At 72.4% G+C, this 25,908-nt stretch carries 25 protein-coding genes; 14 read left to right on the top strand and 11 right to left on the bottom strand.

From position 1 onward, the window contains the following. Window positions 1-173 precede the first annotated feature (173 nt). The gene (locus RBJ65_RS32625; RefSeq protein ID WP_372341315.1) at window positions 174-998 is read right to left on the bottom strand and encodes an alpha/beta fold hydrolase; all 825 of its coding nucleotides are present in this window, start codon (window positions 996-998) and stop codon (window positions 174-176) included. Between the two features lie 218 nt (window positions 999-1,216). On the opposite strand from RBJ65_RS32625, the gene RBJ65_RS32620 reads away from it, so the two are divergent. Next, entirely contained in the window at window positions 1,217-1,978 is a 762-nt protein-coding gene (locus RBJ65_RS32620; RefSeq protein WP_372341316.1) for an ankyrin repeat domain-containing protein, read from the top strand. Here the strand turns inward: RBJ65_RS32620 and RBJ65_RS32615 are convergent, their stop codons facing one another. Further along, window positions 1,979-2,107 carry a hypothetical protein gene (locus tag RBJ65_RS32615; RefSeq protein ID WP_306320311.1) on the bottom strand — a complete coding sequence of 43 codons (129 nt, stop codon included), beginning with the start codon at window positions 2,105-2,107 and terminating at the stop codon, window positions 1,979-1,981. It lies immediately after the preceding gene. Window positions 2,108-2,520: 413 nt separating this feature from the next. Here RBJ65_RS32615 and RBJ65_RS32610 point away from each other — a divergent pair, with 413 nt between their 5' ends. Then, complete coding sequence (locus tag RBJ65_RS32610) at window positions 2,521-3,285, top strand: dienelactone hydrolase family protein (RefSeq protein WP_306320312.1); 765 nt, start codon at window positions 2,521-2,523, stop codon at window positions 3,283-3,285. Window positions 3,286-3,310: 25 nt separating this feature from the next. Here the strand turns inward: RBJ65_RS32610 and RBJ65_RS32605 are convergent, their stop codons facing one another. Then, a complete protein-coding gene (locus tag RBJ65_RS32605) occupies window positions 3,311-3,691 on the bottom strand; it encodes a hypothetical protein (RefSeq protein ID WP_306320313.1) in 381 nt (126 codons plus the stop codon). A 169-nt stretch (window positions 3,692-3,860) separates the two neighbouring features. Here RBJ65_RS32605 and RBJ65_RS32600 point away from each other — a divergent pair, with 169 nt between their 5' ends. The 3 genes from RBJ65_RS32600 to RBJ65_RS32590 are packed head-to-tail and all read left to right on the top strand — an operon-like array spanning window position 3,861 to window position 5,831. Continuing rightward, window positions 3,861-4,730 (top strand): helix-turn-helix transcriptional regulator, encoded by an 870-nt coding sequence (locus RBJ65_RS32600; protein WP_306320314.1) that lies wholly within the window; start codon window positions 3,861-3,863, stop codon window positions 4,728-4,730. Beyond that, window positions 4,727-4,978: a DUF397 domain-containing protein gene (locus RBJ65_RS32595; protein ID WP_306320315.1), complete on the top strand. Its 252-nt coding sequence runs from the start codon at window positions 4,727-4,729 to the stop codon at window positions 4,976-4,978. The genes RBJ65_RS32600 and RBJ65_RS32595 overlap by 4 nt, the downstream gene beginning before the upstream one ends. Window positions 4,979-5,015: 37 nt before the next feature. Continuing rightward, window positions 5,016-5,831, top strand: a complete 816-nt coding sequence (locus RBJ65_RS32590; RefSeq protein WP_306320316.1) for an SAM-dependent methyltransferase — start codon at window positions 5,016-5,018, stop codon at window positions 5,829-5,831. Between the two features lie 45 nt (window positions 5,832-5,876). Here the strand turns inward: RBJ65_RS32590 and RBJ65_RS32585 are convergent, their stop codons facing one another. Then, on the bottom strand, window positions 5,877-6,737 hold the full coding sequence (locus tag RBJ65_RS32585) for a universal stress protein (RefSeq protein WP_306320317.1): 861 nt from the start codon (window positions 6,735-6,737) through the stop codon (window positions 5,877-5,879). A gap of 147 nt (window positions 6,738-6,884) precedes the next feature. Here RBJ65_RS32585 and RBJ65_RS32580 point away from each other — a divergent pair, with 147 nt between their 5' ends. After that, window positions 6,885-7,601 (top strand): TetR/AcrR family transcriptional regulator, encoded by a 717-nt coding sequence (locus RBJ65_RS32580; RefSeq protein WP_306320318.1) that lies wholly within the window; start codon window positions 6,885-6,887, stop codon window positions 7,599-7,601. Between the two features lie 15 nt (window positions 7,602-7,616). On the opposite strand, the gene RBJ65_RS32575 is transcribed toward RBJ65_RS32580, so the two are convergent. The 3 genes from RBJ65_RS32575 to RBJ65_RS32565 all read right to left on the bottom strand — a co-directional run bounded on the left by RBJ65_RS32575 (window position 7,617) and on the right by RBJ65_RS32565 (window position 11,858). Then, entirely contained in the window at window positions 7,617-9,233 is a 1,617-nt protein-coding gene (locus RBJ65_RS32575; RefSeq protein ID WP_306320319.1) for an FAD-dependent oxidoreductase, read from the bottom strand. Window positions 9,234-9,288: 55 nt separating this feature from the next. After that, window positions 9,289-10,257: a diiron oxygenase gene (locus tag RBJ65_RS32570; RefSeq protein ID WP_306320320.1), complete on the bottom strand. Its 969-nt coding sequence runs from the start codon at window positions 10,255-10,257 to the stop codon at window positions 9,289-9,291. An 86-nt stretch (window positions 10,258-10,343) separates the two neighbouring features. Then, complete coding sequence (locus tag RBJ65_RS32565; protein WP_306320321.1) at window positions 10,344-11,858, bottom strand: NAD(P)/FAD-dependent oxidoreductase; 1,515 nt, start codon at window positions 11,856-11,858, stop codon at window positions 10,344-10,346. 277 nt (window positions 11,859-12,135) lie between these two features. Between RBJ65_RS32565 and RBJ65_RS32560 the strand changes: the two genes are divergently transcribed. Next, window positions 12,136-12,831 (top strand): DUF899 family protein, encoded by a 696-nt coding sequence (locus RBJ65_RS32560; protein WP_306320322.1) that lies wholly within the window; start codon window positions 12,136-12,138, stop codon window positions 12,829-12,831. Window positions 12,832-12,888: 57 nt separating this feature from the next. Here the strand turns inward: RBJ65_RS32560 and RBJ65_RS32555 are convergent, their stop codons facing one another. Then, window positions 12,889-13,110, bottom strand: a complete 222-nt coding sequence (locus RBJ65_RS32555) for a hypothetical protein (protein WP_306320323.1) — start codon at window positions 13,108-13,110, stop codon at window positions 12,889-12,891. 266 nt (window positions 13,111-13,376) lie between these two features. On the opposite strand from RBJ65_RS32555, the gene RBJ65_RS32550 reads away from it, so the two are divergent. From RBJ65_RS32550 to RBJ65_RS32520, 7 genes are all read left to right on the top strand, one after another. Beyond that, window positions 13,377-14,201, top strand: a complete 825-nt coding sequence (locus RBJ65_RS32550) for a triphosphoribosyl-dephospho-CoA synthase (protein WP_306320324.1) — start codon at window positions 13,377-13,379, stop codon at window positions 14,199-14,201. Window positions 14,202-14,350: 149 nt separating this feature from the next. Further along, complete coding sequence (locus RBJ65_RS32545; RefSeq protein WP_306320325.1) at window positions 14,351-16,066, top strand: PP2C family protein-serine/threonine phosphatase; 1,716 nt, start codon at window positions 14,351-14,353, stop codon at window positions 16,064-16,066. Between the two features lie 116 nt (window positions 16,067-16,182). Continuing rightward, complete coding sequence (locus tag RBJ65_RS32540) at window positions 16,183-17,769, top strand: AMP-binding protein (RefSeq protein WP_306320326.1); 1,587 nt, start codon at window positions 16,183-16,185, stop codon at window positions 17,767-17,769. Next, a complete protein-coding gene (locus RBJ65_RS32535; RefSeq protein ID WP_306320327.1) occupies window positions 17,762-18,961 on the top strand; it encodes an acyl-CoA dehydrogenase family protein in 1,200 nt (399 codons plus the stop codon). The genes RBJ65_RS32540 and RBJ65_RS32535 overlap by 8 nt, the downstream gene beginning before the upstream one ends. Continuing rightward, window positions 18,958-20,322, top strand: coding sequence for a phosphotransferase family protein (locus RBJ65_RS32530; protein ID WP_306320328.1), 1,365 nt, complete (start codon window positions 18,958-18,960; stop codon window positions 20,320-20,322). The genes RBJ65_RS32535 and RBJ65_RS32530 overlap by 4 nt, the downstream gene beginning before the upstream one ends. Before the next feature lie 33 nt (window positions 20,323-20,355). Beyond that, entirely contained in the window at window positions 20,356-21,186 is an 831-nt protein-coding gene (locus tag RBJ65_RS32525) for a crotonase/enoyl-CoA hydratase family protein (protein WP_306320329.1), read from the top strand. Between the two features lie 54 nt (window positions 21,187-21,240). After that, entirely contained in the window at window positions 21,241-22,128 is an 888-nt protein-coding gene (locus tag RBJ65_RS32520) for an enoyl-CoA hydratase-related protein (RefSeq protein WP_306320330.1), read from the top strand. Between the two features lie 15 nt (window positions 22,129-22,143). On the opposite strand, the gene RBJ65_RS32515 is transcribed toward RBJ65_RS32520, so the two are convergent. From RBJ65_RS32515 to RBJ65_RS32505, 3 genes are all read right to left on the bottom strand, one after another. After that, complete coding sequence (locus RBJ65_RS32515; RefSeq protein ID WP_306320331.1) at window positions 22,144-23,166, bottom strand: phosphotransferase family protein; 1,023 nt, start codon at window positions 23,164-23,166, stop codon at window positions 22,144-22,146. Then, the gene (locus RBJ65_RS32510) at window positions 23,163-24,713 is read right to left on the bottom strand and encodes an acyl-CoA synthetase (protein WP_306320332.1); all 1,551 of its coding nucleotides are present in this window, start codon (window positions 24,711-24,713) and stop codon (window positions 23,163-23,165) included. Before RBJ65_RS32510 ends, RBJ65_RS32515 begins: the two co-directional genes overlap by 4 nt. 120 nt (window positions 24,714-24,833) lie before the next feature. Beyond that, window positions 24,834-25,904, bottom strand: coding sequence for an AraC family transcriptional regulator (locus tag RBJ65_RS32505; protein ID WP_306320333.1), 1,071 nt, complete (start codon window positions 25,902-25,904; stop codon window positions 24,834-24,836). Between the last annotated feature and the right edge of the window lie 4 nt (window positions 25,905-25,908).

Raw genomic sequence — 25,908 nt, 5'->3', positions numbered from 1 at the left:
GCGGCGTGGCACGATCGACGCCGCCGTGGCCTCGGTGGTGCTGGCGGGCGCCGCACCGTCCACAGCCACCTCGTACGACTCCGGCACCGGGACACCCACGGCACGTGGACCAACCTCTGGTGGGCGAAGACCGACGACGACTCCGGCAACACCGGCGTCTTCGTCAGCGACGTCTACCTCACGGGCGGGGACAGGAACCCGCCGATCTCCGCCGCCACGGCCTCGGGGACGAGCGACGGCGCGAAGTGTGTCTGGCCGGGCACCGTCGTGTACGTGACATGGGGCAGCGCGGCCGCGAGACGGTCGAGGGTGTCCGGCATCGGCTGCCAGGTGTCCGCGCCGCGCATCAGCAGGGTGGGTACGGTGACGGCGGACCAGCGTGCCACGTCCACCGAGTCGGCGACCAGCGATTCGAGGTCCCGGCACCAGCCGGGCGCCTCGTCGGGTTCGTCGTCCGCCGACTCACCCGCGTCCATGAGCTCCAGCAGCGCGGCCGGGACACGGGCCACCTTCTCGGCCAGCAGCCGGTCGGCCCGCCGCCGCTCCCCCTTGGCATTGAGCTCCTCGAACTCGCGCAGCACAGGCTCCAGTTGCTCACCCGCCGCGTACAACGGCGGCTCCCACAGCACCAGGGAACGGATCGGCAGCCCGGCCTCCGCAGCGGCGGCGTGCAGGGCGACATTCGCGCCGTAGGACATGCCGACCAGATCGACGGGGCGGCCGATTCCGGAGATCAGCGCCGCGAGGTCCCCCACCTCGTCGGCGAAGCGCTTGGCGTAACGGCCCGGGCCGCTCGGGGCGTACCCGCGGCGGGCCGGCAGCCAGAGCTCGAACCGGTCGGCCAGGTGCTCGGCCACCGGCCGCCACGAGTGCGGACCGCCGCCGGAGCCATGGACCATGACCACGGGCGGCCCGTCGCCGAACCTCCGGTAGGCGACGTCGGTCCCGTCGAAGGACTCGAAGGACTCGAAAGACTCGCACGAGTCGGGGGCATCCATGCCAGGACCGTCGCACGCCCCATCCGCACCGGTCCACCCGATTTCGCGATCAAGACACCCACCGTGACCGGCGCGCATCGACCGATCGGACGACATCGGGGTCGTCCCCTTGCGCACGGCACGTACCCGACGGGGCGACGCCTCCCGCGCACACCACGGGTCAGGATCGTGACAACGCCCTACTCCTATACGCACCACACCCGACGGAGGTACGCGCGATGACCAACCGCCGCCTACGCACCCGCCTGTACGGCACCGTCACGGTCGGCGCGCTCGCCTTCGTCGCGGCCTGCACCGCGGCGCCGGACGACGCCGGGACGGACACCCGGTCCCCGAAGAGCTCGTCCAGCGCTTCGGGCGAACGGTCCCGGCCCGCCGCCTCGCCGGAGTCCTCCGCCGACCTGCTGAGCGCCGCGCGGGACGGTGACACGGACGCGGTCCGCGCGGCGGTGCGCGCGGGCGCCGACACGGAGGTACGTGACGACCGGGGCCGCACCCCGCTGCTGCTCGCCGCGCTCGGCGACCATGTGGCGGCGGCGAAGGTCCTCGTCGCGGCGGGCGCCGATCCGGACGCGCAGGACGAACAGGACGACAGCGCCTGGCTGGTCACCGGGGTCACGGGCAGCGCGGCCATGGCCCGCGCCCTCGTCCCCGCCGACCCGGACTACTCACTGGAGAACCGGTACGGCGGTACGTCGCTGATCCCCGCGGGCGAGCACGGCCACGCCGACTACGTGCGCGAGGTGCTGCGCGGCACCGACATGGACGTGGACCACGTCAACAACCTCGGCTGGACCGCCCTGTTGGAGGCGATCATCCTCGGCGACGGCGGCCGCGACCACCAGCGCGTCGTCTCCCTGCTGCTCGACGGCGGCGCCGACCCGAAGCTGGCGGACGGCGAAGGTGTCACCCCGCTCGCCCACGCCGAACAGCGCGGTTACGACGAGATCGCGGCGCTGCTGCGGGACGCGGGGGCGTGATCACGCCGCTACGGCGAGGTGGCGCGGGGCCCGCGTGGCCCGGCGCCGCGAGCGCGGCAGGCCGTCGACGAAGTCGCTGCGGGTGAGGACCGCGAGCAGGACGGCGGGCCGGTCGGTGTGGTTGGCCATGGACAGGCGCTCACCGCGCGGCACCATGACGCAGTTGCCGGGCGTCAGACGGATGGGGGACCATGAGGTGCAACTCCTGGCATCGGGTGGGAGGGGTGGGGATCAGGGGGTTCGGAGAGTGGGTGCGGGGCGATCCGCGAGGTCCGGTTCGAAGCCCATGCGACCGACGGACCGGCACCGGTCTGTCGGTCATGAGGGAATTAAAACGACTCCCGTCGGCTCACAACAGGGACAAAGGCCCCGACGGCCGGTCCGTGGGTGAGCCGTGGGCTACCCTTGCCGAGGCCGTGCAGCAGAACGAGGAGGTGGTACCCGTGAACGTATCGACGTGGGTGCTCTCCTCCGAGGTCACGGTCGGGCGATAGGTCGTCGTCCGGGAGCGCCGTTCCTGTGCTCTCCCGAAAGGCACGACCATGCATCTCCACTTCACTTCCGAAGAACGCCTTGATGACAGCGACGGCGCAGTCGTCGAGCGCTCATTCACCCTCGGCGACATCCCCGGCACCCTGTGGACCCCCGGATCCGCCGCCCCCGGCCGCCCCGCCCCGCTGGTCCTCATGTCGCACAACAACGGCCTGCCCATGGCGGACCCGCGGCTGGTGGCCCGCGCCCGGTACACCGCGTCGCGCGGCTACGCGGTGGCCACGATCGACGCCGCGGACTGCGGGGACCGGCCCCGTTCCGCCGCCGCCGAGCACGCCAGGTCCGAACTCCGCCGGGCGATGCGGGCGGGCGAGCCGGTCGACGAACACTTCGAGGCGCTCATCGGCCCGCTGGTCGAAGGCGCCGTCCCGGAGTGGCGGACCACTCTGGACGCCCTCCTCGAACTGCCGGACGTCCGCGGCCCGGTGGGCTACTCCGGCGGCTGGGCCGCCCTCGGCATCCGCCTCGCGGTGGTGGAGCCGCGCATCGTGGCGGCGGGCTTCTTCGCGGGCGGGTATGTGCCGCGCACCCAGCGCGAGGAGGCGCGGCGGGTGAGCATCCCGCTGCTGTTCCTCCTCCAGTGGGACGACGAGGGGAACCCCCGGCAACGGGCCCTGGAACTGTTCGACGCGTTCGGCAGCAGGGAGAAGACACTGCACGCCAACCCGGGCGGGCACATCGGCACGCCGTGGTTCGAACTCGATGACGGCTGCCGGTTCCTGGACCGGCACCTCGGCCGCTTCACCGAAGCGTAGCCGTCGGGAGGCGCGGCGGGAGCGGTCAGCGTGCCTCGCCGCTCATGGAGGTCAGGGGCGCCCACGTGTACCGCACGCGCACGCCGTGGTCCTGGAGCCAGGTGGTCTCGCGGTGTCGCAGTTCGTGCGCGGACTCCGGGGCGATGGCGCTGGGCCAGCGGACCAGGACCGCGGTGACGTGCCCCTTCTGCACCAACTGCCGCACCCGCCGCCACCCGAGGCGCTGGGCGGGGTCGGGCTCGCCGTAGGTGTCGGTGACGACTTCGGCGATCGTGAGGCCGCGTTCCTGGGCGAAGGCGCGGCCTTCCGCCTGCGCGCACTGTGTGGCGGACCCGACCACACCCGGGGCCCGGTCGGCGCATACGTACAGCACGGCGGGAGTTGCGGTGTCGCCGCGGGAAATCATGGACGCCTCCTGTAGGTGAAACGCGCCTTCATGTGCCTTCACTATGCGCGTGATCGCGCACACGCTGCAACCGACTCCCTGATAATTTCAGCAAGCCGGGTATCACCCTGGCGTCGTCATGAACTGACTGCCAGAATGGTCTTGTTGATGTTCCCTCAGGAGGTTGGGCGTGACGGAAGCCCGTTCCAGCGCGAGCAGCGCACCGACCGTGCTGCGCATGATCCTCGGCCGTCGGCTGCAGGACATGCGGCTGGCGGCGGGTGCCTCGCTGGAGGACGCGGCGAAGGCGTTGCGCGTGAAGCCTCTGACGATCCGTCGGCTGGAGAAGGCCGAGGTCGCGCTGAAGCCGCTCTACGTAGAGAAGCTTCTGGAGACGTTCGGCGCGGACCGCCAGGAGATCGAGGAGTTCGTCGACCTGGCGGAGCGGGCCAACGAGCCGGGCTGGTGGCACTCCTACCGCGACGCCGTGCCCAGTTGGTTCACCGCGTACGTCAGTCTGGAGACGGACGCCAAGACCCTGCGCACCTATGAACCCCAGTACGTGACGGGCCTGTTGCAGACTCCCGACTACGCGCGCGCGGTGCTGCGCGGCGGCCTGCCGAACGGCACCGAGGAGGACCTGGAGCGGCGCGTGGCCCTGCGGCTGCGCCGCCAGGGCCTGTTGGAGCGGCCGGACGCGCCCACGTTGTGGGTGGTCATGGAGGAGGCCGTCCTGCACCGGGAGGTGGGCGGCGACGACGTCATGCGGGAACAGATCGAGCGGCTCCTGGACATGTCCGAACTCCCGCACATCAGCCTGGACATCGTGCCCTTCTCGGCCGGTGCGCACGTCGGGGCATGCGCCCCGTTCACGTACTTCCGGTTCGAGGAACCCGAGCTGCCCGACATCGTCTACAGCGAACTGCTTTCCGCCTCCGTCTACTTGGACCAGCGCCCGGACGTCGTCGCCCATCTGGAGGCGCACTCCCGGATGGCGTTGCTGACGTCGTCCGACGACAGCAGGGCGCTCTTGAACCGTATGCGCAAGGAGTATTCATGACGGTCACCGACGAGGGCGTCTACAACGGGATGCCGGCCCGCAAACTCGGGGAGCAGGGCTGGGAGCGCCCGTGGAGTGGGCCCAACGGTGGTCAGTGCGTCGAGACGAAGCTGCTCGCCGACGGCCGCGTGGCCGTGCGGCAGTCGACCGACCCGGCGGGCCCGGCGCTGATCTACACGCCGGAGGAGATCGCCGCGTTCGTACGCGGGGTGAAGCAGGGCCTCGCCGATCACTTGGCCGCCGGGTGACCCGGCGGCGGACAGACATACGCGTGAAGGGAAGCACATGAGCACCAGGCAGGCCGGCCGGGGCCTCGACACGAGCCGGGCGCACTCGGCCCGGATGTACGACTACTTCCTCGGCGGCAAGGACCACTTCGAGGTCGACAAGGAGGCGGCCATGGTCGCCGCCAAGGCCCACCCCGGCCTCCCTGTCACCGCCCGTGAGAACCGGGCGTTCATGCACCGCGCCACGCGTGTCCTCGCGCAGGAGCACGGCATCCGGCAGTGGCTCGACATCGGCACGGGCATCCCCACCGAGCCGAACCTGCACCAGGTCGCCCAGTCCGTCGCGGTCGACGCCCGCGTCGTGTACGCGGACAACGACCCGCTCGTCCTCAAGTACGCCGAGCGCCTGATGCGCAGCACGACGCAGGGGCGTACGGACTACGTAGAAGCCGATGTGACCGATCCCGACGCGCTGATGGACCGCGTGGAGGACGCCGAGGTGCTGGACTTCAAGCAGCCCATCGTGCTGTCCCTCAACGCCCTCATGCACTTCGTCACGGACCCGCACGACCCGTACGCCATCGTCCGCCGGCTGCTCGACCCGCTCCCGCCGGGCAGCGCCCTCGCCATGAACCACTGCACGCCGGACTTCGACCCGGTCACGTGGAACAACGTGGCGGAGGCGTACACGAACTCCGGGACTCCGGTGCAGTTCCGCTCGCACGCCGACGTCGCCCGCTTCTTCGACGGCCTGGACCTGATCGAGCCCGGCATCATCTGCTGCCACCGCTGGCGGCCCGACTCCCCCGACGCCGGTACGGAGATCGCGGACGCCGAGATCAGCCTGCTCGCGGGCGTCGGCATCAAGCACTGACCCCGGCCACCGGAACCGGGGCGATCGTCAGCGGCTGCCCGCGCCTCATCCTCGTACGACGAGGACCGGGCAGTGCGCGTGCTGCAGCAGGGCCTGGCTGACCGAGCCGAGCAGCAGGCCCTGGAAACCGCCGCGGCCGCGGGCGCCCACGACGAGCAGCCGGGACTCCTTCGACGCGTCGATCAGGGCCGGGCGGACCCTGCCCTCAAGGACGCGTTGTTCCACGGAGACGTCGGGGTGTGCCGCCTGGCCGGGCGCGAGCGCGTCGGTGAGGGTCAGCTCGGCGTCCTTGCGCAGGTCGTCGAGGTTGGAGACCAGCGGGGCCGTCGCGTGGGGGCGTTCCTGGCCGTCGGCCGTCCAGGTGTTCCAGACGTGCAGGGCGAGCAGTGCGCTGCCGAGGCGGGCGGCCTCGGAGAACGCCGCGTCGAGTGCGGCGCCCGCGTCCCCGGAGCCGTCGACGGCGACCGCCACGGGGCCCTCGGGGGCGGCGCGGCCCCGGACGACGAGGACGGGGCAGTGCGCGTGGGCCGCCAGGTGGACGGCGACCGAGCCGATCAGGAGGCCGGTGAAGGCGCCCAGGCCGCGGCTGCCGACGACGACCAGGTCGGCGCGCTCCGAGCGGACGGCGAGAATGCTCAGCGGCTCGCCCGTGACGACCTCGCCTTCGACGTCCGTGAGGTCGGGCTCCGTGGCGCGCGCGTGCTGCACGGCGCCCGAGACGATGGTGTCGGCCTGTCCGCGCAGCGCCTCCGCCGCCGCCCCGACCGGGGCCTTCATCAGCGGCCAGATGAAGGCGTGCACGATCCGCAGCCCGAGGCCGCGCTGTCGTGCTTCCCGGGCCGCGACCGCCACCGCGTCGAGACTCGACTCGGACCCGTCGGCCCCGACCAGCACATGGCCCGCCATACGTGCGCTCCCTTGTCGTCCCTTGCTGCTGTCGTCCCTTGCTGCCCGCCCCCTTCCAGACTGACCCGAGGGGGCGAGCGGCGCACGGCGAGGGGGCTGGGTCCCAGGTGGGCACCCGGGTGTTCGAATGGCCGATATCCTGGGGCGATGGCTGACAGAACCGGCGGTGGGCCGCGGATCGACGAACGCGAAGAGCGCGCCGGCCGCGACGGCCGCTCCACCCGCTGGGACGAGCACAGGGCGCAGCGCCAGGGCGAGTTGGTGGACGCGGCGGTCGCGCTCATCGAGGAGGAGGGCACGCCCTTCCGGGTGCAGCGCCTCGCGGAGCGCGTGGGCCTGCCGCGGTCGGTGCTCTACCGGCACTTCAAGGACCGGGCAGGACTCGACGAGTTGATCCGGCGGCGGGTGGTGCAGTCGTTCATGCGCCGGATGGAGCCCACGCTCAGCTTCGAGGGCACCATCGAGGAGTCTGTGCGGCGGGTGGTGGGCGCGCACCTGGACTGGGTGGCCGAGCACCCGCGCCTGTACGTCTACATGGGCGTCGGCGAGCACGCGATGGGGGACGGCTCTCTGGTCGCCGACACCAAGACGGCCATCGCGCTGATGCTGAGCGAGCGCTTCGGGGACGTACTCAAGGCGCTGGGGGTGCCCGAGGCGCCGATCCGTTCGGTGGCGGTCGGCATCGTGGGTTTCGTGGACACCGCCGTCAACCAGTGGGTGCGCGACCCGGAACGCGAGCTGTCCAAGGAGGAGTTGCGCGCGATGCTGTGCCGCTCGGTGTGGGCGGTTCTCGACGCGACGCTGCGGGACCTGGGGATGGAGCTGTCGCCGCAGCAGCGCGTGGCGGATCTGGAAGGGGCGTGAGCGCGGGCCTTCGGTTCAGCGCACCCCGGGGACGGCCGTCGGCTCCGCCTGGGCGGCGCGGCGCAGCGACTCGGTGTCCGTGAGCTTGACGCGCGGTCGGCCCTCGGCCTCGCCCGCCGCGCGCTCCGCGTGGTCGATCGCGCGCCAGGCGTCCAGGCCCAGGGCGTCCGCGGCCACGCCGACGGCGGAGGCCGGACCCGTGAGGCGGCCCGCGGCGAAGTCGTCGAGGAGGGACTCGACCGTCTCGTGGGCGCAGGTCTTGTTGGTGCCGATGAAGCCGTTCGGGCCGCGCTTGATCCAGCCCGCTACGTAGACGCCGGGCTCGACGCGGCCGCCCTCGTGCGGCACGGTGGCGCGCGCCTCGTCGAAGGGCAGGCCGGGTACGGGGCGGGCGCGGTAGCCGACGGAGCGCAGGACGAGGCCCGTCTCCAGGGTTTCGGTGGCGCCGGTGGGGACGGCGCGGACCGTGCCGTCGTCGTCGGTGCGCAGTTCGGTGGGGGTGATCTCCAGGGCGCGTACGGAGTCCTCGCCGGTGAGCCGCACCGGGCTGGTCAGGAAGCGCAGCACGATGCGGCGGCGGCCCTCGACCGGGGTGCGGGCGGCCAGCTCCGCGAGCAGCCGCGTCTTGTCCGTGGCGTCGGGTGCGAGGTCTTCCGGCCGGCCTTCGACCGTGACGTCGACGTCCTTGAGGGCGGCGAGGGCGAGGAGTTCGGGGACGGTGAACGCCGCCTGGGCGGGGCCGCGGCGGCCGAGGAGGACGACCTCGCGGACCTTGCTGGTCCGCAGCGCGGCGAGCGCCCGGTCGGATATGTCGGTGCGGGCCAGGGCCTCGGGGTCGGCGGTGAGGATGCGGGCGACGTCGAGGGCGACGTTGCCGTTGCCGACGACGACGGCGCGTTCGGTGTCGAGGGGGTGCGGGTCGGCGGCGTGGTCGGGGTGGCCGTTGTACCAGGCGACGAAGTCCGTGGCGGAGACGCTGCCGGGCAGGTCCTCACCCTCGATGCCGAGCCGCTTGTCGGTGGCGGCGCCGACCGCGTAGATCACGGCGTGGTGCTCGCGCAGCAGGTCGGCGTGGGTGATGTCGGTGCCGATGTCGACGCCGAGCCGGTAGCCGAAGCCGGGCTGCGACTCGATGGCCCGGAAGAGCTCGGTGACCTGCTTGGTGTCCTGGTGGTCGGGCGCGACCCCGGCCCGCGCGAGACCGTACGGGGTGGGGAGCCGGTCGAAGACGGTGACGCGGACGCCGGGGTGGCGCAGCAGCTCGTCGGCGGCGAACAGCCCGGCGGGCCCCGCGCCGACGACGGCCACGCTCAACTCGCCCTCCGGCAGGGCGCGTTGCTTCGGTACGACGTACATCGGCGCGCGGTCGGCGTGCGGATTCTCCTTGTAGTAGGACGCGTTGAGCTCCAGGAACGGCAACTCGCCCTCGGTGAGCTTCGTGTGGGGCTTGAGGGCGTCCACCGGGCACGCCGAGGTGCAGGCGCCGCAGTCCACGCAGGTGCGCGGATCGACGTACAGCATCTCGGCGGTGGCGAAGCCGGGCTCGCCGGGCGCGGGGTGGATGCAGTTGACCGGGCAGGCCAGCACGCAGGAGGCGTCGGCGCAGCAGGATCGGGTGACGACGTACGGCACGGCGGGCTGGTCTCCGTTCGGGCGTTCTACGACAGGGCGGTGCGGGGTGGGGTGTTCAGTCGGCGAGTGGCGCGGGCTCGCCGCGGAAGCGCGCGGGGCGGCCGTCGATGCGCAGCGCCCGCCACAGCGGCCGTGACACCTTGTTCATCAGGCCGATGTCCTGGGCGAGCATCCGCACGTCGGAGAAGAGCTCGACGAGCATCTTCTGGCCCGCGTCGGACTTCCAGAACACTTCCTTGATCACCCAGTCCGGGATGCCGACGATGTCGGCGGACTTCTTGTCCGGGATCATGATGACGTCGCACAGGATCCGCATGATGAGCGGGAAGAGGACCGACAGGGCGCCGCGGCGGGCCTTGCCGTAGCGCGGGACGCGCAGGCGCAGGAACTCGTGGGCGAAGGAGATGTGCCGGGCCTCCTCCGCGATGTGGATCTGCATGATCCGCTGGGGCAGCGGGTGCACGGGCTCGCCGCTGCGCAGGGCGCCCTTCTGGAGGTGGTCGATGGGCTCCTCGCCGGCGAGGATGCCGGTGAAGAACGCCTCGGGGTAGAGGGAGCCGAACAGCGGGAGCACGCGGCTGAGTTGACGGAACCAGCGCTTGCCGCCGGGGGTGTCCACGCCGGTCCTGTTGACCAGCTCCTGGAACATCTGGGTGTGGTGGGTCTCTTCGGTGATCTCGTGGGTGAGGTACCTGAACTCCTGGTTCTGGTTGCCCAGTTGGTAGATGTAGTCGAGCGCCCCGCGCATCAGCAGGTTCTCGAACTGCATGCCCACCTTGGCGATGACCGCCCAGCGCCAGATCCCGATGCGGATCTGCGTCTCCAGCGGCTGCTTCTGGTACCAGGGGTGGGCGCCAAGGGCGTCCGCGGAGGTGAGGACCCAGCGGGGGTCGTCGGTGTCCACGGCGAACTCGGGGTCGTCCCACTTGATGTCGACGAAGGCGTTGAAGTTGACGTTGACGGAGCCCTCGGACAGGGTCCGCAGCCGGTCGTCGTAGTCCTTCTTGGACAGGTTCGGGGTCATCTTCGTCCTCGATCCTCGGTTGTCGGTGGCGCGGGTGCTGGGCCGGGCGGTGCGGGCGGGTCGGTGCGGGCGGACTCCGCGGACTCTCAGGCGGCGCGGGTCGGTTCCTCGGCGCGGGCCGTCTCGCCCGTCTTCCGGCCCGCCTTCTCGAAGCGCAGGGGGGCGTCCTCGATGGCGGCGTCCTGGAGCATGGCGCGGTCGCGGTAGTAGTTGTTCCACAGCTTCCACGGGTCGCGGGTGCCCTGGCGCGGCATGACCTTGTCGGCCCGCGTGATGTACCCGGAGGTCAACGCCTCGCCCATGACCGAGAATTGGGAACGGTCACCGTCGGAGGCGACCGGCGTGGCGATGTCGTGCCCGCCCCGCCGCATATAGGCCAGCAGGCGGGCGGTGTAGTCGGCCGCGAGGTCCGCCTTGAGGGTCCAGGAGGCGTTGGTGTACCCGATGACGAGGGACATGTTGGGCACGCCCTCGAGGAGAACCGCCTTGTAGAGCACGCGGTTGGTGACATCCACCGGGGCGCCGTCCACGGTCAGGTCCATGCCACCCATGAGGCGGACGCTCAGGCCCGTCGCGGTGACGACGATGTCGGCCTTCAGTTCCTCGCCGGACTTCAGGCGGATGCCGTCGGCGGTGAAGGTGTCGATGTGGTCGGTAGCGATGTCCGCCTTGCCGCTCTTGAGCACCTTGAACAGATCGCCGCCGGGCACGACGCACAGCCGCTGGTCCCACGGCTTGTACGTGGGGCTGAAGTGCCGCATGTCGACGCCCTTGCCCGCCTGGGCCCGTACGAGGCCGAGGAGCGCCTTGCGGGCGAGCTTCGGGTACTTGCGGCAGAAGGCGTAACTCCCGCGCTGCAGCGCGATGTTGCGGGTGCGGACCACCTTGTGCGTGAGCCGGGCGGGGGCGCGCAGCTTCTGCATGACCGAGGTGAGCGGGTCGATCTTCGGCAGGGTGAGGACGTACGTGGGTGAGCGCTGCAGCATCGTGACGCTCGCGGCGTCGTCGGCCATCGCAGGCAGCAGGGTGATGGCGGTGGCGCCGGAGCCGATGACGACGACGCGCTTGCCCTTGTAGTCCAGGTCCTCGGGCCACTGCTGGGGGTGGACGAGGGTGCCCTGATAGTCGGCCTCGCCGGGGAACTCGGGGCGGTAGGGCCGGTCGTAATCGTAGTAGCCGGTCGCGCCGACGAGGTAGCCGGCGCTGTACGACTCGCGCTCGCCGGTGGTCTCGTCCTCGACCTCGACGTCCCAACGACCGGTTTCGTGCGAGAAGTTGGCGCTGAGGGCGCGGCGCCCGAAGCGGATGCGTTCCAGTACGCCGCGGTCGGCGGCGGCGTCCTCGACGTACTGCCGGATCTGCGCGCCGTCGGCGAGGATGCGGGCGTCGCGCCAGGGGCGGAAGCCGAAGCCGAAGGTGGGCATGTCGGAGTCGGAGCGGATGCCGGGGTACTTGAACAGGTCCCAGGTGCCGCCGACCCGGGCGCGCCGCTCCAACACGACCAGTGACGCGCCGGGTTGATCGCGCAGGACGTGGGCAGCGGCGCTGATGCCGGATATTCCGGCGCCGATGACCATGACGTCGACGTGGTGTTGCTCCATTGCGGAGGGTCCTCACTCTCGCTCGCGGGCCCCTACTCGGTACTGCTCGGGACACTGACGGTGCTTCAGACGCGTGGTTCCACAGATGTGCGTTCCCGCAATTTACCTGCGACACCATGTTTCAGATACCGCCGGTAACGTGAGGTGGGTCACATTGACGTAGGAAGGAATCGGCGCAATTCGCGCGCAAAGCACCCGCCGAGCGATGAGTTCCGGCGACCCGGAGGGTCCACACCAGCGAAGGCGCGAGAAGCGCACCCCGTCGTCCGGAGGCACCATGACCAGCACCGGCAACGCAACTCCACCCGTCGTCGACTGCGCCACGTGGGAGAAGGAGCTGGCGGCCCTCCGGGTCCGGGAGAAGGCGGCCACGCGCGAGCTCGACGCCATCGCGGCGCAGCGGCGCCGACTGCCGATGGTCGAGATGCCCGAGTACGTGCTCGAGGGCGAGGAAGGCCCGGTACGGCTCGCGGAAGTCTTCGGCGGGCACCCGCAGTTGATCGTCTACAGCCACATGTGGCACGAGGGCGCCGCGTGGCAGTGCCCCGGCTGCACCGGATTCACGTCCCAGTTCACGCGGCTCGCGGGCCTGGAGAAGTTCGACGCCCGGTTCGTCGTCGTCACTCAGGGGCCGATCGACGAGGCGCTCGCGTACCGGAGCAAGGTGGGCAACACGATGACGTGGTACTCCACCGCGAACAGCCCCTTCGGCGCCGATGTCGGCGCCCCGCCCGACGCCGGGTTCGCGCTCAATGTGTTCCTGCGCGACGGCGACACGGTGTACCGCACCTGGCACACCGACGGGCGTGGCGTCGAGCAGTTCAGCTACTTGTTCGGCCTGATCGACGTCCTGCCGTATGGGCGGCAGGAGGAGTGGCAGGACTCTCCCGCGGGCTGGCCCAAGTCACCGACGTACAGCCGATGGGCCTCGTCGCAGGAGATCGCGGCGGCCTACGGCGCGGGTGGCGGCTGAGGTTCCACCCCGGAAGGTGCCACCCCGGCGCACCCGCTGCCGAACGCGCGGACCCGGTCAGTCGTCCTCGACGCCGAGTACGCGGTGCACCGTCTTGCGGGCTTCGTAGAAGTCGGCGTCGGAGACGTCCGGGTCGTCCTCGGTCTGGTCGAGCCAGTCCGACATCTCCTCGGGCGACAGCAGGTCGAAGCCCTTGGGGATGTCCAGCGTCGTGGTGCTCATGCGCAGCCGGGCGATGGCCGTCGCTTCTTCGACGCTGATCGTGCTCACTTCGTTCATCGCGCCCCTCCCATCGGGACTTCACGGGATCGGACGGGCGACCCTGCCAGACGCGCCCTGGGGGTGTCCAACCGACCACTCCCCGTGCGCGCGGGGACGCCACCGCGGGCGGCTCCCGTGCGCCCATGATCAATCGGGGCTGTTCGGCCCTGGCTTCTGGGGACTTTGGTCCTGGTTCGGCCGTCTTTGTGCCGGGCAGCAGGTCCGTTGCGTCCGGCCCTTCGGGCCGGGCCGTGACCGAGTCCGTCCAGTGGAAGCGACCGAGCATGCTCACGAGCAACCCGTCCGAGCCGACGACCCCCGCCTCCGTGCCGAACGACGCCGCCGACCACCTGGCGGATCTCGCCGTGGCCGCCTTCACCCGCGTGGTGTTCCTGACGCCGAAACCGGGGCTGCCGGACTGCCGGACGGCGCACACCCCGGCGAACTCCGTCTTCTCTTCGCTCGTCGGTGCCGGTGTCGGTCTGCACGGCTCGTTCCGCGCCGCCGCCGACGCGGGGGCGGACCTGGGGCGGCTCTCCGCGGCCTGCGACGACGCGCAGCTCCATGTCCCCTATGTCGGCTCCCTCAACGGCCTCGACGTCGCCGCCCGCGCGCTGTGCCTGCTGTCGGCGGCGTGGGCGCAGGGCGCGCGGAGCGCCGACCACGCGTGCCGCCTCGCCCTCGACCTCGACGCGCTGATCGAGCCGTCGGGCGACTTCCACGACAACTACCGGGCGCTGCCGGCGGAGGACCGACAGCGCCACATGGGGGCCGCCCTGGCCGCCCTCCCCGCGCTCCGCTCGGCGCGGGCGCAGGGCGTCCCCGAGGAGACGGCGCAGCTCGACGCCCTGCTCACGCTCATCGCGTCCATCGACGACAACCGCGTGCTGCGGGACAACGGGCCGCTGGCCGTGCGCCTGATCCAGCAGGACGCCGCCGCGGTGCTGGCCGCGGGCGGCGCCGGCACCGAGGAGGGGCGCCGGCTGCTGGCCGAGCTCGACGAGGAGACGCGCCGGTACGGGATCTGCCCCGCGACCAGCGGGGCCCTGCTCACGGTGCTGTTCTTCCTGGACTCCGTCGTCGAACGCCCGCTGCCGCTCACGACCTGACGGCCGCCGGGCACCGCATGGCGTAGGCGGACTGGCCCGCCACCACCCCGGCACAGAGGCTGAAGGGCACCGTCCGCACCGCCAGCACTGCCCGCACCACCCGCACCACCCGCACCACCCACGTCGCGCTCAGGAGGCACCTCCCCCGCATGGACGCCACCACCCCGGTGCCCGACGCCCGCACCCACCTGGCGCTGCGGGCGATCCGGGAACTGCTGCGGGCCCAGCGACGGCGGATCAGGAAGTACTCCGAGTCCTACGAGGACGCGCTCGCGCCACCGGCCACGGCCGCGGACGCGAGCGCGTCCCCGCCGCTCACGCCCTCGGGTCGCGAGGTCCTCGACGCCTTTCCCCAGCCCGCGCTGCTCGTGGCGCCGCTCCTGGACGAGACGGGCCGCCTCCATGACGCCCTGTACGTAGCGCAGAACGAGGCGGCCCGCGCCTACGCCGCCGAGCGTCTCCCCCACGGCAGCGTCCCTCCGTGGGAGGGGCCGACGTCGCTGTTCGAGCGGTTTCCCTCGCTGCGCGGGTCGCGGCTGCCGGACATCCTGGCCGACGTCCTGCGTGAGCGTTCCGCGCAGGGGCCCACGCCGATCGAGTGGGTCGTGAGCACGTCGTCGGGCCCGGTGCGGATCAACGACGAGGTGCGGGTCGCGCCGTGCGGCGAGCACCTGCTGATCAGCTGGGAGCGCGGGCACCGCCTGCACATGGCGGCCGCCGCCCAGAAGCTGGTGCGCACCTGCTGGGCGGAGTGGAACCTCGGCGACGACCGGGTCGACCCCTCGCGGGGCTTTCGCTCCGTGCTCGGCATCGACGGCCGCGCGGCCGTCCCGACCCTGTCCGAGCTCGCCGCCGCCGTCGCCCCGGATGGCCTGCCCGAGCTGTACCGGACGCTGTACGACGTCATCCTGCGCAAGCGCACCGGCGTCTGCGAGCTGCGCCTGAACGGCGCCGGTTCCCGGGTGATCCGGATGACCGCCGAGCCGGTGCGGATCGCCCCCGGCAGCCTGGTCTGGGCGCTGCGCGCCGTGCTCACGGACGTGACCGCGGAGCGGCGTCGCCGGGCGAGCGTCGAGTGCGCGGAACGCGAAGCGCGGCGCCAGCGCGAGCGCGCGGAGGCCGTCGCCGAGGTCGCCGACGTGCTGCGCGAGGCCGTTCTGCCGCACTTCCAGGACGAGCTGGCCGCCTACGGCCTGGAGGCCGCGGCCGTGTACCGGCCCAGCGCGCGGGAGGCCGGGGTCGGCGGCGACTGGTACAAGGCGCGCAGGCTCCCCGGCGACCGCCTCCTCGTCGCGCTCGGCGACGCCCGCGGCCACGGTCTGGCGGCCGCCACCCTCATGGCGAAGCTCCGTTACGCCCTCGCCGGGCTCGCCTACACCGAGCAGCGCGTCGAGCAACTCACGCAGTGGCTCAACGAGTTGGCCTGCGCCGACGGATTCGAGTCCACCGCGACCGCGATCATCGCCCGCTACCACCCGGAGCGCTGCCTGCTGCGCTGGACCTGCGCGGGCCACCCGCGCCCGGTCCTCGTTCGCGACGGCACGGCGGCCCAACTCCCGGACCCCATGGGCGGACCCGGGCTCCCGCTCGGCGTCCTGGGCAGAGAGACGTACACGGCGGCGGAGACGACGTTGCGCCCCGGCGACATCGTCCTGATGTACTCCGACGGTCTCACCGAGCGCCGTGCCAGCGACCCCGACCTCGACACCCTGCGCTTCTTCGACGCCGCCGAGCGGTGCGTGCGCGAGGCCGCGCCCGGTTCGGGGCACGAGGCCCTCAAGGAGTACGCCGAGCGCGTCGTCGCCGAACTCGACGGTCCGCACCGCTCCGACGACGCGACGCTCCTGGCCCTGCGGCGCTCCTAGCGATCCTTCACGCCGGCGGGGGGCGGCCCCCAACCCCGCCTCGCGTCCTGGGGGTTGTCGGCGGACGGCGAGCCCGCTTAACGTTCGATCAGTCCAGCCGACGACGGGAGCCCCACGTGTCCGACGCGCCCCTGAGAGCCGGTCGCCGCCTGTCCCTCGCCCACCAACTGGCCCGCCAGGCACGGCGTACGCCCGATGCCCCGGCCCTGCGGCACGGCGGGCGGGAGATCACGTACGCCGACCTCGACGCGCGCGTGAACCGGGTCGCGCGCGCCTACGCCGAGCGCGGTGTGGGCCACGGCGACCGGGTCGCCGCGCTGACCACGAACCGGATCGAGACGGTCGAGGCGTGGTTCGCGGCGCTGCGGCTCGGCGCGATCGCCGTGCCGGTCAACTTCCGCCTGGTGCCCGCCGAAGTGGCGCATGTCCTCGGCGACTGCGCGCCCACGGTGTTCGTCGTCGACGGGCCGCTCACGGAGGTGGGTCTGGAGGCGCGCCGCCTGGCCGGCTCCGACTGCCGGGTGCTGCACCTCGGGGACGGGCCCGCGCCCGCCGGCACGGAGGACTTCACCGCCGTGCGCGACGCGTACGACGCCGCTGCCGTCGAGGTCGACGTCGACGAGAACGACCCGGCGTTCCTGATGTACACCTCGGGCACCACGGGCCGTTCCAAGGGCGCGGTGCTCAGCCATCTCAACCTGGTGGTGAACACCCTCCACATGGTGGAGGTGCAGGCGCCGAAGCCCACCGACCGGGGGCTGCTCAACATCCCGATGTTCCACATCGCGGGCGTCGACTCGATCGTCGCCGCCGTCCTCAACGGCACCTGCACCGTCATCGGCGCCACCGTCGGTTTCGACGCCGCCGAGACGGTCGACCTGCTCGAACGGGAGCGGATCACCGGCTGCTTCCTCGTGCCGAGCCAGTGGAAGGCGATCTGCGAGGTGCCGGGCATCAAGGACCGCAAACTGGTGCTGAACAGCCTGAGTTGGGGCGCGTCCGCCGCCCCGCCCTCCGTCCTTGAGGCGATGAACGACACGTTCCCCGGCGTCGTCATCCGCAGCGCCTTCGGCCAGACCGAGATGTCGTCGGTGACCTGCTACCTGGACGGCGAGGACGCGGTCCGCAAGCTCGGCTCCGTGGGCAAGCCGGTCCGGCATGTGGACGCGCGGATCGTCGACGAGGAGATGCGGGACGTGCCCGTGGGAGAGGTCGGCGAGATCGTGTACCGGGGCGCGAACCTCATGCTGGGCTACTGGAACAACCCGGAGGCGACGGCCGCCGCCTTCGAGGGCGGCTGGTTCCACAGCGGGGATCTGTGCCGGATGGACGACGAGGGCTACATCTACGTCGTCGACCGCAAGAAGGACATGATCGTCTCGGGTGGCGAGAACATCTACTCCGCCGAGGTCGAGGCCGTCGTCGACCAGCATCCGAAGGTCGCCGAGGTGGCCGTCGTCGGGGTGCCGCACCCCGAGTGGGTGGAGACGCCGCGCGCGTACGTCGTGCCGGTGGACCCGGCCGACCCACCGACCGAGGCGGAGATCGCGGACTTCTGCCGCACACGTCTCGCCTCGTACAAGAAGCCGACCTCGGTCGTCGCCCTCGACGCGCTGCCGCGCAACGCCTCCGGGAAGGTGCTCAAGGTGCGGCTGCGCGAGGCCGCCGCCGACGACCGACAGGAGACGGAGCCGCATGTCTGACGCGCCGCACGAAGACCTGGACCTGGCCGAACTGCGCGCCCGCATGGCCGCGTTCATCGACGACGAGGTGATCCCCGCCGAGCGAGCCCTCGCCGGCCGCACCCCCGAGGCCCGCGCCACGCTCGCCGCCCTCCAGGACCGGGCGAGGAAACTCGACCTGTGGATCCTCGGCCATCCCGTCGAACTCGGCGGCAAGGGGCTGCCGTTGTACGACTTCGCGCTCGTCAACGAGATCATCGGGCGTTCGGAGTACGGCCAGTTGGCCGTCGGCACGTACACCATGCAGGACTCGATCATGCTCGACCTGTACGCCTCCCAGGCGCAGCGCGACCGCTGGCTCGCGCCCCTCGCCAACGCCGAGATCAGCCCGAGCGTCGGCCTCACCGAACCGGAGGTGGCGGGCTCCGATCCGACCCGGATCGCGACGACGGCCGTGCTCGACGGCGACGAGTGGGTGATCAACGGCCACAAGTGGTTCACCACCGGGGCCAGCCAGGCCGCCTTCACCACGGTCTTCGCGCGCACCGAGGACGACGCCGAGAACCCGCACGGCGCCGTGTCCGCGATCATCGTCCCGGCCGGTACGCCCGGCCTGGAGATCTCCCGCGTCCTGGAGACGATGGGCGACACCGAGGGCGACCACTGCGAACTCCGCCTCACCGATGTACGGGTGCCCGCCGACCACCTCCTCGGCGAGCGCGGCAAGGGCTTCACCATCGCGCAGCGCCGACTGGGACCGGGCCGGATCTTCCACTGCATGCGCTGGCTCGGACAGGCGCAGCGGGCCTTCGAGTTGATGGTCGAGCGCGCCAACACCCGTTACGCACACGGGTCGTTGCTCGCGGAGAAGGGCGAGATCCGGCGCTACGTAGCCGAGTCGGCGGCCGAGATCCAGGCGGCCCGGCTGATGACATTGGACGCGGCGCGCCGCTACGACCAGGACGGGCAGGCCCGCCTGGAGATCAGCATGGTGAAGTTCTGGGGCGCGCAGGTCCTGCACAACGTCGTCGACCGCGCCATCCAGGTGCACGGCGCGCTCGGCGTCACCGCCGACACACCCCTTGAGGGCATGTACCGGCGGGCCCGCTACGCGCGCATCTACGACGGGCCCGACGAGGTGCACCGCATGGTCGTGGCGCGCAAGCTGCTCGCGGACGCGAGTGCGGCGCCGTGGGCGGGGCTGCCCGCGTGAGCGAGGCCGAGGAGCTGCGGGAGCGGCTGCGGGCGCGGCTCGCCGAGTTGTGGGGCGGGCCCGTGGCCGTCGAGGGGTGGCGGCGGCTGTCCGGCGGCGCCAGCCGGGACTCCTGGTCGCTCGACGCCATCGCGGCGGACGGCGCGGCACACCCGCTCGTCCTGCGCTGCGACCCGCCGGTCAGGGCGGACCCCGAGGTGATGGCCCGGGAGGCCGCCGCCCTGGCCGCGGCGGCCGAGGCCGGGGTGCCCGTGCCCCGGCTCGTGGATCACGGCACGGGGCTCGGCCGCGCGCACCTGCTCATGGAGCGCGTCGAGGGCGAGACGATCCCGCGCAGGCTGCTGCGGGACGAGCGGTTCGCGGCGGTGCGCCCGAAGCTGGCCCGGGAGCTCGGCCGGATCCTCGCCCGCGTCCACGCCGTCCCCGTCGAATCCGTGCCGGGACTCCCTGACGTCGACCCGGTACGCCAACTCACCGACCTCTACCGGCAGTTCGACGACCCACGTCCGGCCGTCGAACTCGGCCTGCGCCACCTCGCCGAGCACCGGCCCCCGCCGTCCGCCCGCGGGCCCCGCCTCGTCCACGGCGACTTCCGCAACGGCAACCTGATGGTCGACGAGAGCGGCGTACGAGCCGTCCTCGACTGGGAACTCGCCCACATCGGCGACCCCGTGGAGGACCTGGGCTGGCTGTGCGTCAGGGCCTGGCGCTTCGGGTCCGCCGAGCCCGTGGGCGGCTTCGGCGCACGCGAGGAACTCCTCGCCGGTTACGCCGAGTTGGCGGGCGAGCGGCCGAGCGACGCGGAGCTGCGCTGGTGGGAGCTGTACGGCACGCTGCGCTGGGCGGCGCTGTGCCGCATGCAGGCCGAGCGCTTCCTGTCCGGCGCCGAACAGGCCGTGGAGTACGCCGTGTTGGGGCGCAAGGTGTGCGAGCCTGAGTACGACGTGCTGCTCGCGCTCGGCGTCGTCGCACCGGCCGCCGTGCCGGACGTCCTCGCCGACCGCCGCGACGGCACCTCCGCCGCTCCCCCGCACGACCGGCCGGGCGCCGACGCGCTCCTGCGCTCCGTGCAGACGTTCCTCACCGAGGAGTCCGCGGCCGATCCCCGGCTGCGCTACCAGTCCAGGGTGGCGGCGACCGCGATCGCCGTCGCCCGCCGCGAGGCCCTCCTCGCGCCCGCCCACGCGGAGGCCCACGCCCGCCGCCTGGCGGCGCTCGGCCGCGCCGACGACCGCGGCCTCGCCGAGGCGATCCGCGACGGCGCGGTCGCGATCGACGACCCCGCGGTCCTGGACGCCGTACGCGGCGGCGTCCTGGACAGGCTGGCGGTCGCCAACCCGGCGTACGCGGCGAGCACGTAGGCCCGAAGGAACACATACCTAAGGAGCACCCGCATGACCAGCAGCGAGGCCGCGCCCGAGACGGACCGGCGGGTCACCGTCACCGTGACCGACGGGGTCGCCGACGTACGGCTGAACCGGCCCGGGAAGCGCAACGCGCTCGACCCGGCGATGTTCGAGGCGCTCGTCACGACCGGTGAACGGCTGAAGTCCGAGGCGGGCGTGCGGGCCGTGGTGCTGTCCGGCGAGGGCCCCGACTTCTGCGCCGGGCTCGACTTCGCGGCGTTCGAGGCGATGCGCGACGGGGAGCGGCTCTCCGGGCTCGCCGCGCTGCCGCCATCGGACGGCCCGGCGCAGGCGGCCGGGCAGCGCGCCGCGTACGTGTGGGCGGAGCTGCCCGTGCCGGTGATCGCGGCGCTGCGCGGCAACGCGCTCGGCGGCGGGCTCCAGGTGGCGCTCGGCGCCGACATCCGGATCGTGGCGCCGGACGCCCGGCTGAGCGTGTTCGAGGTGGCGTGGGGGCTCGTCCCCGACATGACCGGGACACAGCTGCTGCCCGAGCTCGTGGGCCGCGACGTGGCGAAGGAACTCACGTACACCGCGCGGATCGTCGGCGGCGAGGAGGCCGCCCGCATCGGCCTGGCGACGTACACGGCGGACGACCCGCTGGCCGCCGCCCTGGAGACGGCGCGGCAGATCGCCGGCCAGAGCCCGCACGCCGTACGCGCCGCGAAGCGGCTCCTCGACCTCGCGGGCCGCACCGACCTCACGACCGGCTTCGCCGAGGAGCAGAAGGAGATCGGCGCGCTCATCGGCAGCCCCAACCAGGCGGAGGCGGTCGCCGCCCGCTTCGGCAAGCGGGCGCCGCGCTTCACCGACATCTGACACCCGTTGCCCGCCATCGACATCCGTACGTACAGGAAGACCGAGGACCGCCACATGACCGAGTTCACGGAGATCCGGCTGGGGATCGCCGACCACGTCGCCACCATCACCCTGCACCGGCCCGACCGCCTGAACGCCTTCACGCACACCATGGCCGCCGAACTCATCGCCGCGTTCGACGCCACCGACGCCGACGACGACGTGCGGGCCGTCGTGATCACCGGCTCGGGCCGCGGGTTCTGCGCGGGCGCGGACCTGGCGGGCGGCGCGGCCACGTTCGACCACGACGCGGTCGGGCGGGCCGGTGGGCGTACGGACTTCGGCACGATCGACGGGGCGCCGCGCGACGGCGGCGGGTGTGTGGCGCTGCGCATCGCGGCGAGCGTGAAACCGGTGATCGTGGCGGTCAACGGGCCCGCGGTGGGCGTCGGTTCGACGATGACGCTGCCCGCGGACATCCGGATCGCCGCCGAGTCGGCCCGTTTCGGCTTCGTGTTCTCGCGGCGCGGGCTCGTGCCGGAGGCGGCGTCGAGCTGGTTCCTGCCGAGGGTCGTGGGGATCTCGCAGGCGATGGAGTGGGTGGCGACCGGTCGCCTCTTCGACGCGGCGGAGGCCCTTGAGGGGCGCCTGGTGTCGCGCGTCGTCCCGGACGCCGAACTGCTGCCGACGGCGTACGCGCTCGCCGCCGAGATCGCCGAGAACACCTCCGCCGTGTCGGTGGCGCACGCGCGGCGCCTGATGTGGTCGATGCTCGGCGCGCCCTCGCCGTGGGACGCGCACCGCGCCGACTCGGCGGCCATGCTCCGGCTCGGTCAGGGGCCCGACGCCGCCGAGGGTGTCATGTCGTTCCTGGAGAAGCGCCCCGCGAAGTTCCCGTCCGTCCTCGCCGACCACACGGACACTCTGCCGTCGTGGCCCGAGCCGCCGCAGGACGTGCGCTGAGAGCCAGTGGCCGGGCTATAGGTGGCCGAGGTCGCGTACCGCCTCGTACGCGGCCTCGCTCTGGCGCAGCACCTGCCGCCGCAACTCCTCGACGGGCAGCTCGTTCTCGCCCATCACACCCGCCGCGAACCGGGCCGCGACCCCGGCGCCGATGCACGCCGAGCGCCACCGTGAGAACGCTACGTAGTACGGCAGCGACGACACATCGAGGCCGGCGGCCTTCGCGTAGGCGTCGACCAGTTCGGCGCGGTCGCAGAAGCCGGGCGCGGTGCTCGGGCCCGCTGTCGTCGGCGGCACCGTGTCGCCGGGGCGCTCCCACGTGGAGACGAGCCAGCCCAGGTCCGCCAACGGGTCGCCCAGCGTGGCGAGTTCCCAGTCGAGGACGGCGAGCACGGTGCCGTCGGGCGCGAAGGAGAGGTTGCCGGGCCGGAAGTCGCCGTGCACGATGCCCGTGCGCTGCGCCGGGACGTGGGCGAGCAGCGCGTCGTGCACGGTGTCGAGGAGCTTCGGGTCGGGGGCGCCGGATTGGTGCACCTGCCGCTGCCAGCGCCGCAGTTGGCGTTCCACGTAGCCGCGCGGGCGCGCCATGTCGCCGAGGCCGACGTCTTCCGGGTCGATGCGGTGCAGGGCGGCGAGCACCTCGACGAGGCTCTCGCCCGCCCGGCGCCGCGCGCCCTGCGGCCAGTCCCGCACGGAGTCCCGGTCGGCGCCCACCACGCCGTCGACGAAGCCCATGACGTAGAACTCGGCCCCGGTGACCGAGGCATCGTCGCAGTACGCGAGCGGCTCGGGCACCGGCACATCGGTGGGTGCCAGAGCGGTCAGGAAACGCCACTCGCGGCTCATGTCGTGCGCGGTGCTGAGCACTTGGCCCGTCGGTGGCCTGCGCAGCGCCCGTACGGTGCCGGTGGCGTCGGTGACCCGGTAGGTGAGGTTCGAGCGGCCTCCGGAGACCAGGTCGAAGGTGAGCGGTGGCGCGAGGCCCGGGACGTGCGCCGCGAGCCACTCCCCCACCCCGGGGCCGACGCCGCTCGTCACGCCGGGCCCTGCTGGGCGTACCTCGCCTTGAGCTTCCCCTTGACCAGCTTGCCCGTCGGGGTGCGCGGCAGTTCGTCCACGAAGTCGACGCTGCGCGGCGCCTTGTAGTGCGCGATGCGCTCACGTACGTAGGCGATCAGGCGCTCTTCGAGGTCCGGTCCCGGTGGGACGCCGGGCGCGACCTGGGCGACCGCCTTGACGGCCTCGCCCATGACGGGGTCGGGGACGCCGATCACGGCGACGTCCGCGAGGTCGGGGTGGAGGGCGAGGACGTTCTCGATCTCCTGTGGGTAGATGTTCACGCCACCCGAGATGATCATGAAGGTCTTGCGGTCGGTGAGGAAGAGATAGCCGTCCTCGTCGACGTGGCCGACGTCGCCGAGCGTCGCCCAGTCGTCGTGCTCCGGGTGCCGTGCGCCCTTGGTCTTCTCGGGGTCGCCGAGGTACTCGAAGGTGCCGTCGCCCTCGCGCGCGAAGTAGACGGTGCCGGTCTCCCCGGCGGGCAGCAGGCGGCCCTCGTCGTCGCAGATCCTGGGCTGGCCGAGGATGGGCCGGCCGACCGAACCGGGCTTCTTCAGCCACTCCTCGGAGGTGATCAGCGTCATGCCGATGCCCTCGGTCGCGGAGTAGTACTCGTACAGCTTCGGGCCCCACCAGTCGATCATCGCGCGCTTGACGTCGGGCGGGCAGGGCGCGGCGGCGTGCACGACGACCCGGTGGCTGGAGAGGTCGTAGGCGGCGCGGGTCGCATCCGGCAGGCGCAGCATGCGGATGAAGTGGGTCGGCACCCACTGGCTGTGCGTGACGCGGTAGCGCTCGATGGCGCGCAGCGCGTCCTCGGGGTCGAAGCGCTCCATCATGACGACGGTGCCGCCGAGCGCGTGCACGGAGGCGCCGTAGCGCAGCGGTGCGGCGTGGTAGACGGGCGCGGGCGACAGGTACACCGCGTTCTCGTCGAAGCCGTAGAAGAGGCGCAGGAGTTCGACGAGGGTGTCGCCCGGGTCGCCGACCTGGCGGTCCGGGAGTTCGGGGCGGATGCCCTTGGGGCGGCCCGTGGTGCCGGACGAGTACAGCAGGTCGGCGCCGCGCGGCTGGTCGGCGGGCGGCTGCGCCGAGGCCCCGGCGAGGGCGGCCGCGTAGTCGTCGTAGCCCTCGACGCTCCCGCCGTAGGCGAGCCGTACCCGCACCGCGTCCGGGACCTGCCCGGCGACGTCCCGCGCGAGGTCTTCCAGGGCGGCGGAGACGACGAGGGCTGCGGCGCCGGAGTCCTCGACGATGTACGCGATCTCGGGCGCGGACAGGTGGTGGTTGACCAGGGTGATGTAGAGCCCGGAGCGCACCGCCGCCCAGTACACCTCGTACGTGTGCGGGGAGTTGTCGGTGAGCAGGGCGACGACGTCACCGCGCCGCAGGCCCGCCGCGCTGAACACGTGGGCGAGCCGGATGGAGCGTTCGTCCAGCTCGGCGTAGGTCAGTTGGTCGCCGGTCGACGCCATGACGACGGCGGGGCGCTGCGGATGCTGACGGGCATGAGCACCTGGATACACGGGACGCCTTTCGCGGGGACGTGGACGCCGGTGGTCGTTGACTCTGGTGGCCGTTGACTCTTTCTAAGTCACCGTGCGAGGCGTCAGCAAGACGTGCGACACCATGAATTGATCGTTCGTTCAGGGGCTGGTGTCGCCGTGGGTGGCGGCCGTCCAGCGGCGGAAGGCCCGCATGAAGCTGGAGGGCTCCGAGTAGCCGAGCCGGTGCGCCAACTCGGCGGCGGAGAGCCGCTCGTGGCGCAGTCCGTCCTGTACGAGGGTGAGCCGTACGTCGTCCAGGAGGCGCCGGTAGGTGGTGCCCTCGGCGGCGAGTCTGCGGCGCAGGGTGCGCGAGGTGAGGTTCATGCGGCGGGCGACGTGCTCGATGCCGGGGTCGGGGCCGCCGCCCGCCAGCAGGTGCCGGCGCACGGTGCGGGCGGCGCCGCTGCCGCCGCCCGCCCGCTGCGCCACGAGGCGTTCGCACAGCTCGCGGCAGATCTGCGCGGTGTGCGGGTTGCCGTGCGGCAGCGGGTGGTCGAGGAAGGCGGCGTCGTAGACGAGGGCGGTCGTCCCGGCGCCGTAGCGGACGGGCGCGCCGTCGAGAGCCGCGGGCTGCTCGCCGCCCCGGGGCTCGGGGAAGGCGAGGTCGACGCGGCGCAGCGGGACGGGCGGGCCGCCGGCGAACACCTGGCGGCCGAGGGCGAGGTTGGCGGCGCAGTCCCGTTCGACGAGGAAGCGGCGTACGTCGGCGGGGATCCGGCCGCCGTCCATGCGGTGCTCGACCTGACCCGCCGCGTCGAGCACGGCGCTGTGCCGGGCGAAGCCGAAGGTCAGCGCCGAATAGCGCAGTCCGCAGCGGAACACGTCGCGCAGCGTCGGGGCGCTGAGCAGCGCGTACCCGAACAGGCCGAACGTGGTGACGTGGTAGCGCGCCCCCACCTCGATGCCGAGGCCCGGACGGTCACCGAGGCCGCGCAACAGGTTGCGGACGACGGCGAGTTCCTGTGCGGCCTCGACCAGGTGGTGCGGGTCGCGGAGCGCGTCCGCTGCGATGCCGGAGCCCGCCAGGCAGTCGGCGGCGCCCATGCCGCGCTCCGCCGCGAAGTCGAGCAGCAGGACCACGCCGGAGGCGGCGCGCGGAAAGTCCCAGTCGGTGAATCCTTCGGCGATGACCTCCGGCTGCGCGGCAGCCGTGTCCACCGACACGGTCATGACC

The sequence above is a fragment of the Streptomyces sp. KL109B genome, assembly GCF_030766935.1.
Taxonomy (GTDB): Bacteria; Actinomycetota; Actinomycetes; order Streptomycetales; family Streptomycetaceae; genus Streptomyces.
Note: the sequence above shows the minus strand (reverse complement) of the source record. Positions and strands in the feature narration are given on the sequence as shown.

Bases quoted from the DNA above. Each gene is read 5' to 3' on its own strand.
- RBJ65_RS32620 (WP_372341316.1), top strand. From the start codon at position 1,217: ATGACCAACCGCCGCCTACGCACCCGCCTGTACGGCACCGTCACGGTC.
- RBJ65_RS32585 (WP_306320317.1), bottom strand. From the start codon at position 6,737: ATGGCGGGCCATGTGCTGGTCGGGGCCGACGGGTCCGAGTCGAGTCTC.
- RBJ65_RS32560 (WP_306320322.1), top strand. From the start codon at position 12,136: ATGACCAGCACCGGCAACGCAACTCCACCCGTCGTCGACTGCGCCACG.
- RBJ65_RS32525 (WP_306320329.1), top strand. From the start codon at position 20,356: ATGACCAGCAGCGAGGCCGCGCCCGAGACGGACCGGCGGGTCACCGTC.
- RBJ65_RS32605 (WP_306320313.1), bottom strand. From the start codon at position 3,691: ATGATTTCCCGCGGCGACACCGCAACTCCCGCCGTGCTGTACGTATGC.
- RBJ65_RS32590 (WP_306320316.1), top strand. From the start codon at position 5,016: ATGAGCACCAGGCAGGCCGGCCGGGGCCTCGACACGAGCCGGGCGCAC.
- RBJ65_RS32505 (WP_306320333.1), bottom strand. From the start codon at position 25,904: ATGACCGTGTCGGTGGACACGGCTGCCGCGCAGCCGGAGGTCATCGCC.
- RBJ65_RS32545 (WP_306320325.1), top strand. From the start codon at position 14,351: ATGGACGCCACCACCCCGGTGCCCGACGCCCGCACCCACCTGGCGCTG.
- RBJ65_RS32520 (WP_306320330.1), top strand. From the start codon at position 21,241: ATGACCGAGTTCACGGAGATCCGGCTGGGGATCGCCGACCACGTCGCC.
- RBJ65_RS32555 (WP_306320323.1), bottom strand. From the start codon at position 13,110: ATGAACGAAGTGAGCACGATCAGCGTCGAAGAAGCGACGGCCATCGCC.
- RBJ65_RS32625 (WP_372341315.1), bottom strand. From the start codon at position 998: ATGGATGCCCCCGACTCGTGCGAGTCTTTCGAGTCCTTCGAGTCCTTC.
- RBJ65_RS32580 (WP_306320318.1), top strand. From the start codon at position 6,885: ATGGCTGACAGAACCGGCGGTGGGCCGCGGATCGACGAACGCGAAGAG.
- RBJ65_RS32565 (WP_306320321.1), bottom strand. From the start codon at position 11,858: ATGGAGCAACACCACGTCGACGTCATGGTCATCGGCGCCGGAATATCC.
- RBJ65_RS32610 (WP_306320312.1), top strand. From the start codon at position 2,521: ATGCATCTCCACTTCACTTCCGAAGAACGCCTTGATGACAGCGACGGC.
- RBJ65_RS32595 (WP_306320315.1), top strand. From the start codon at position 4,727: ATGACGGTCACCGACGAGGGCGTCTACAACGGGATGCCGGCCCGCAAA.
- RBJ65_RS32535 (WP_306320327.1), top strand. From the start codon at position 17,762: ATGTCTGACGCGCCGCACGAAGACCTGGACCTGGCCGAACTGCGCGCC.
- RBJ65_RS32615 (WP_306320311.1), bottom strand. From the start codon at position 2,107: ATGGCCAACCACACCGACCGGCCCGCCGTCCTGCTCGCGGTCCTCACC.
- RBJ65_RS32570 (WP_306320320.1), bottom strand. From the start codon at position 10,257: ATGACCCCGAACCTGTCCAAGAAGGACTACGACGACCGGCTGCGGACC.
- RBJ65_RS32550 (WP_306320324.1), top strand. From the start codon at position 13,377: ATGCTCACGAGCAACCCGTCCGAGCCGACGACCCCCGCCTCCGTGCCG.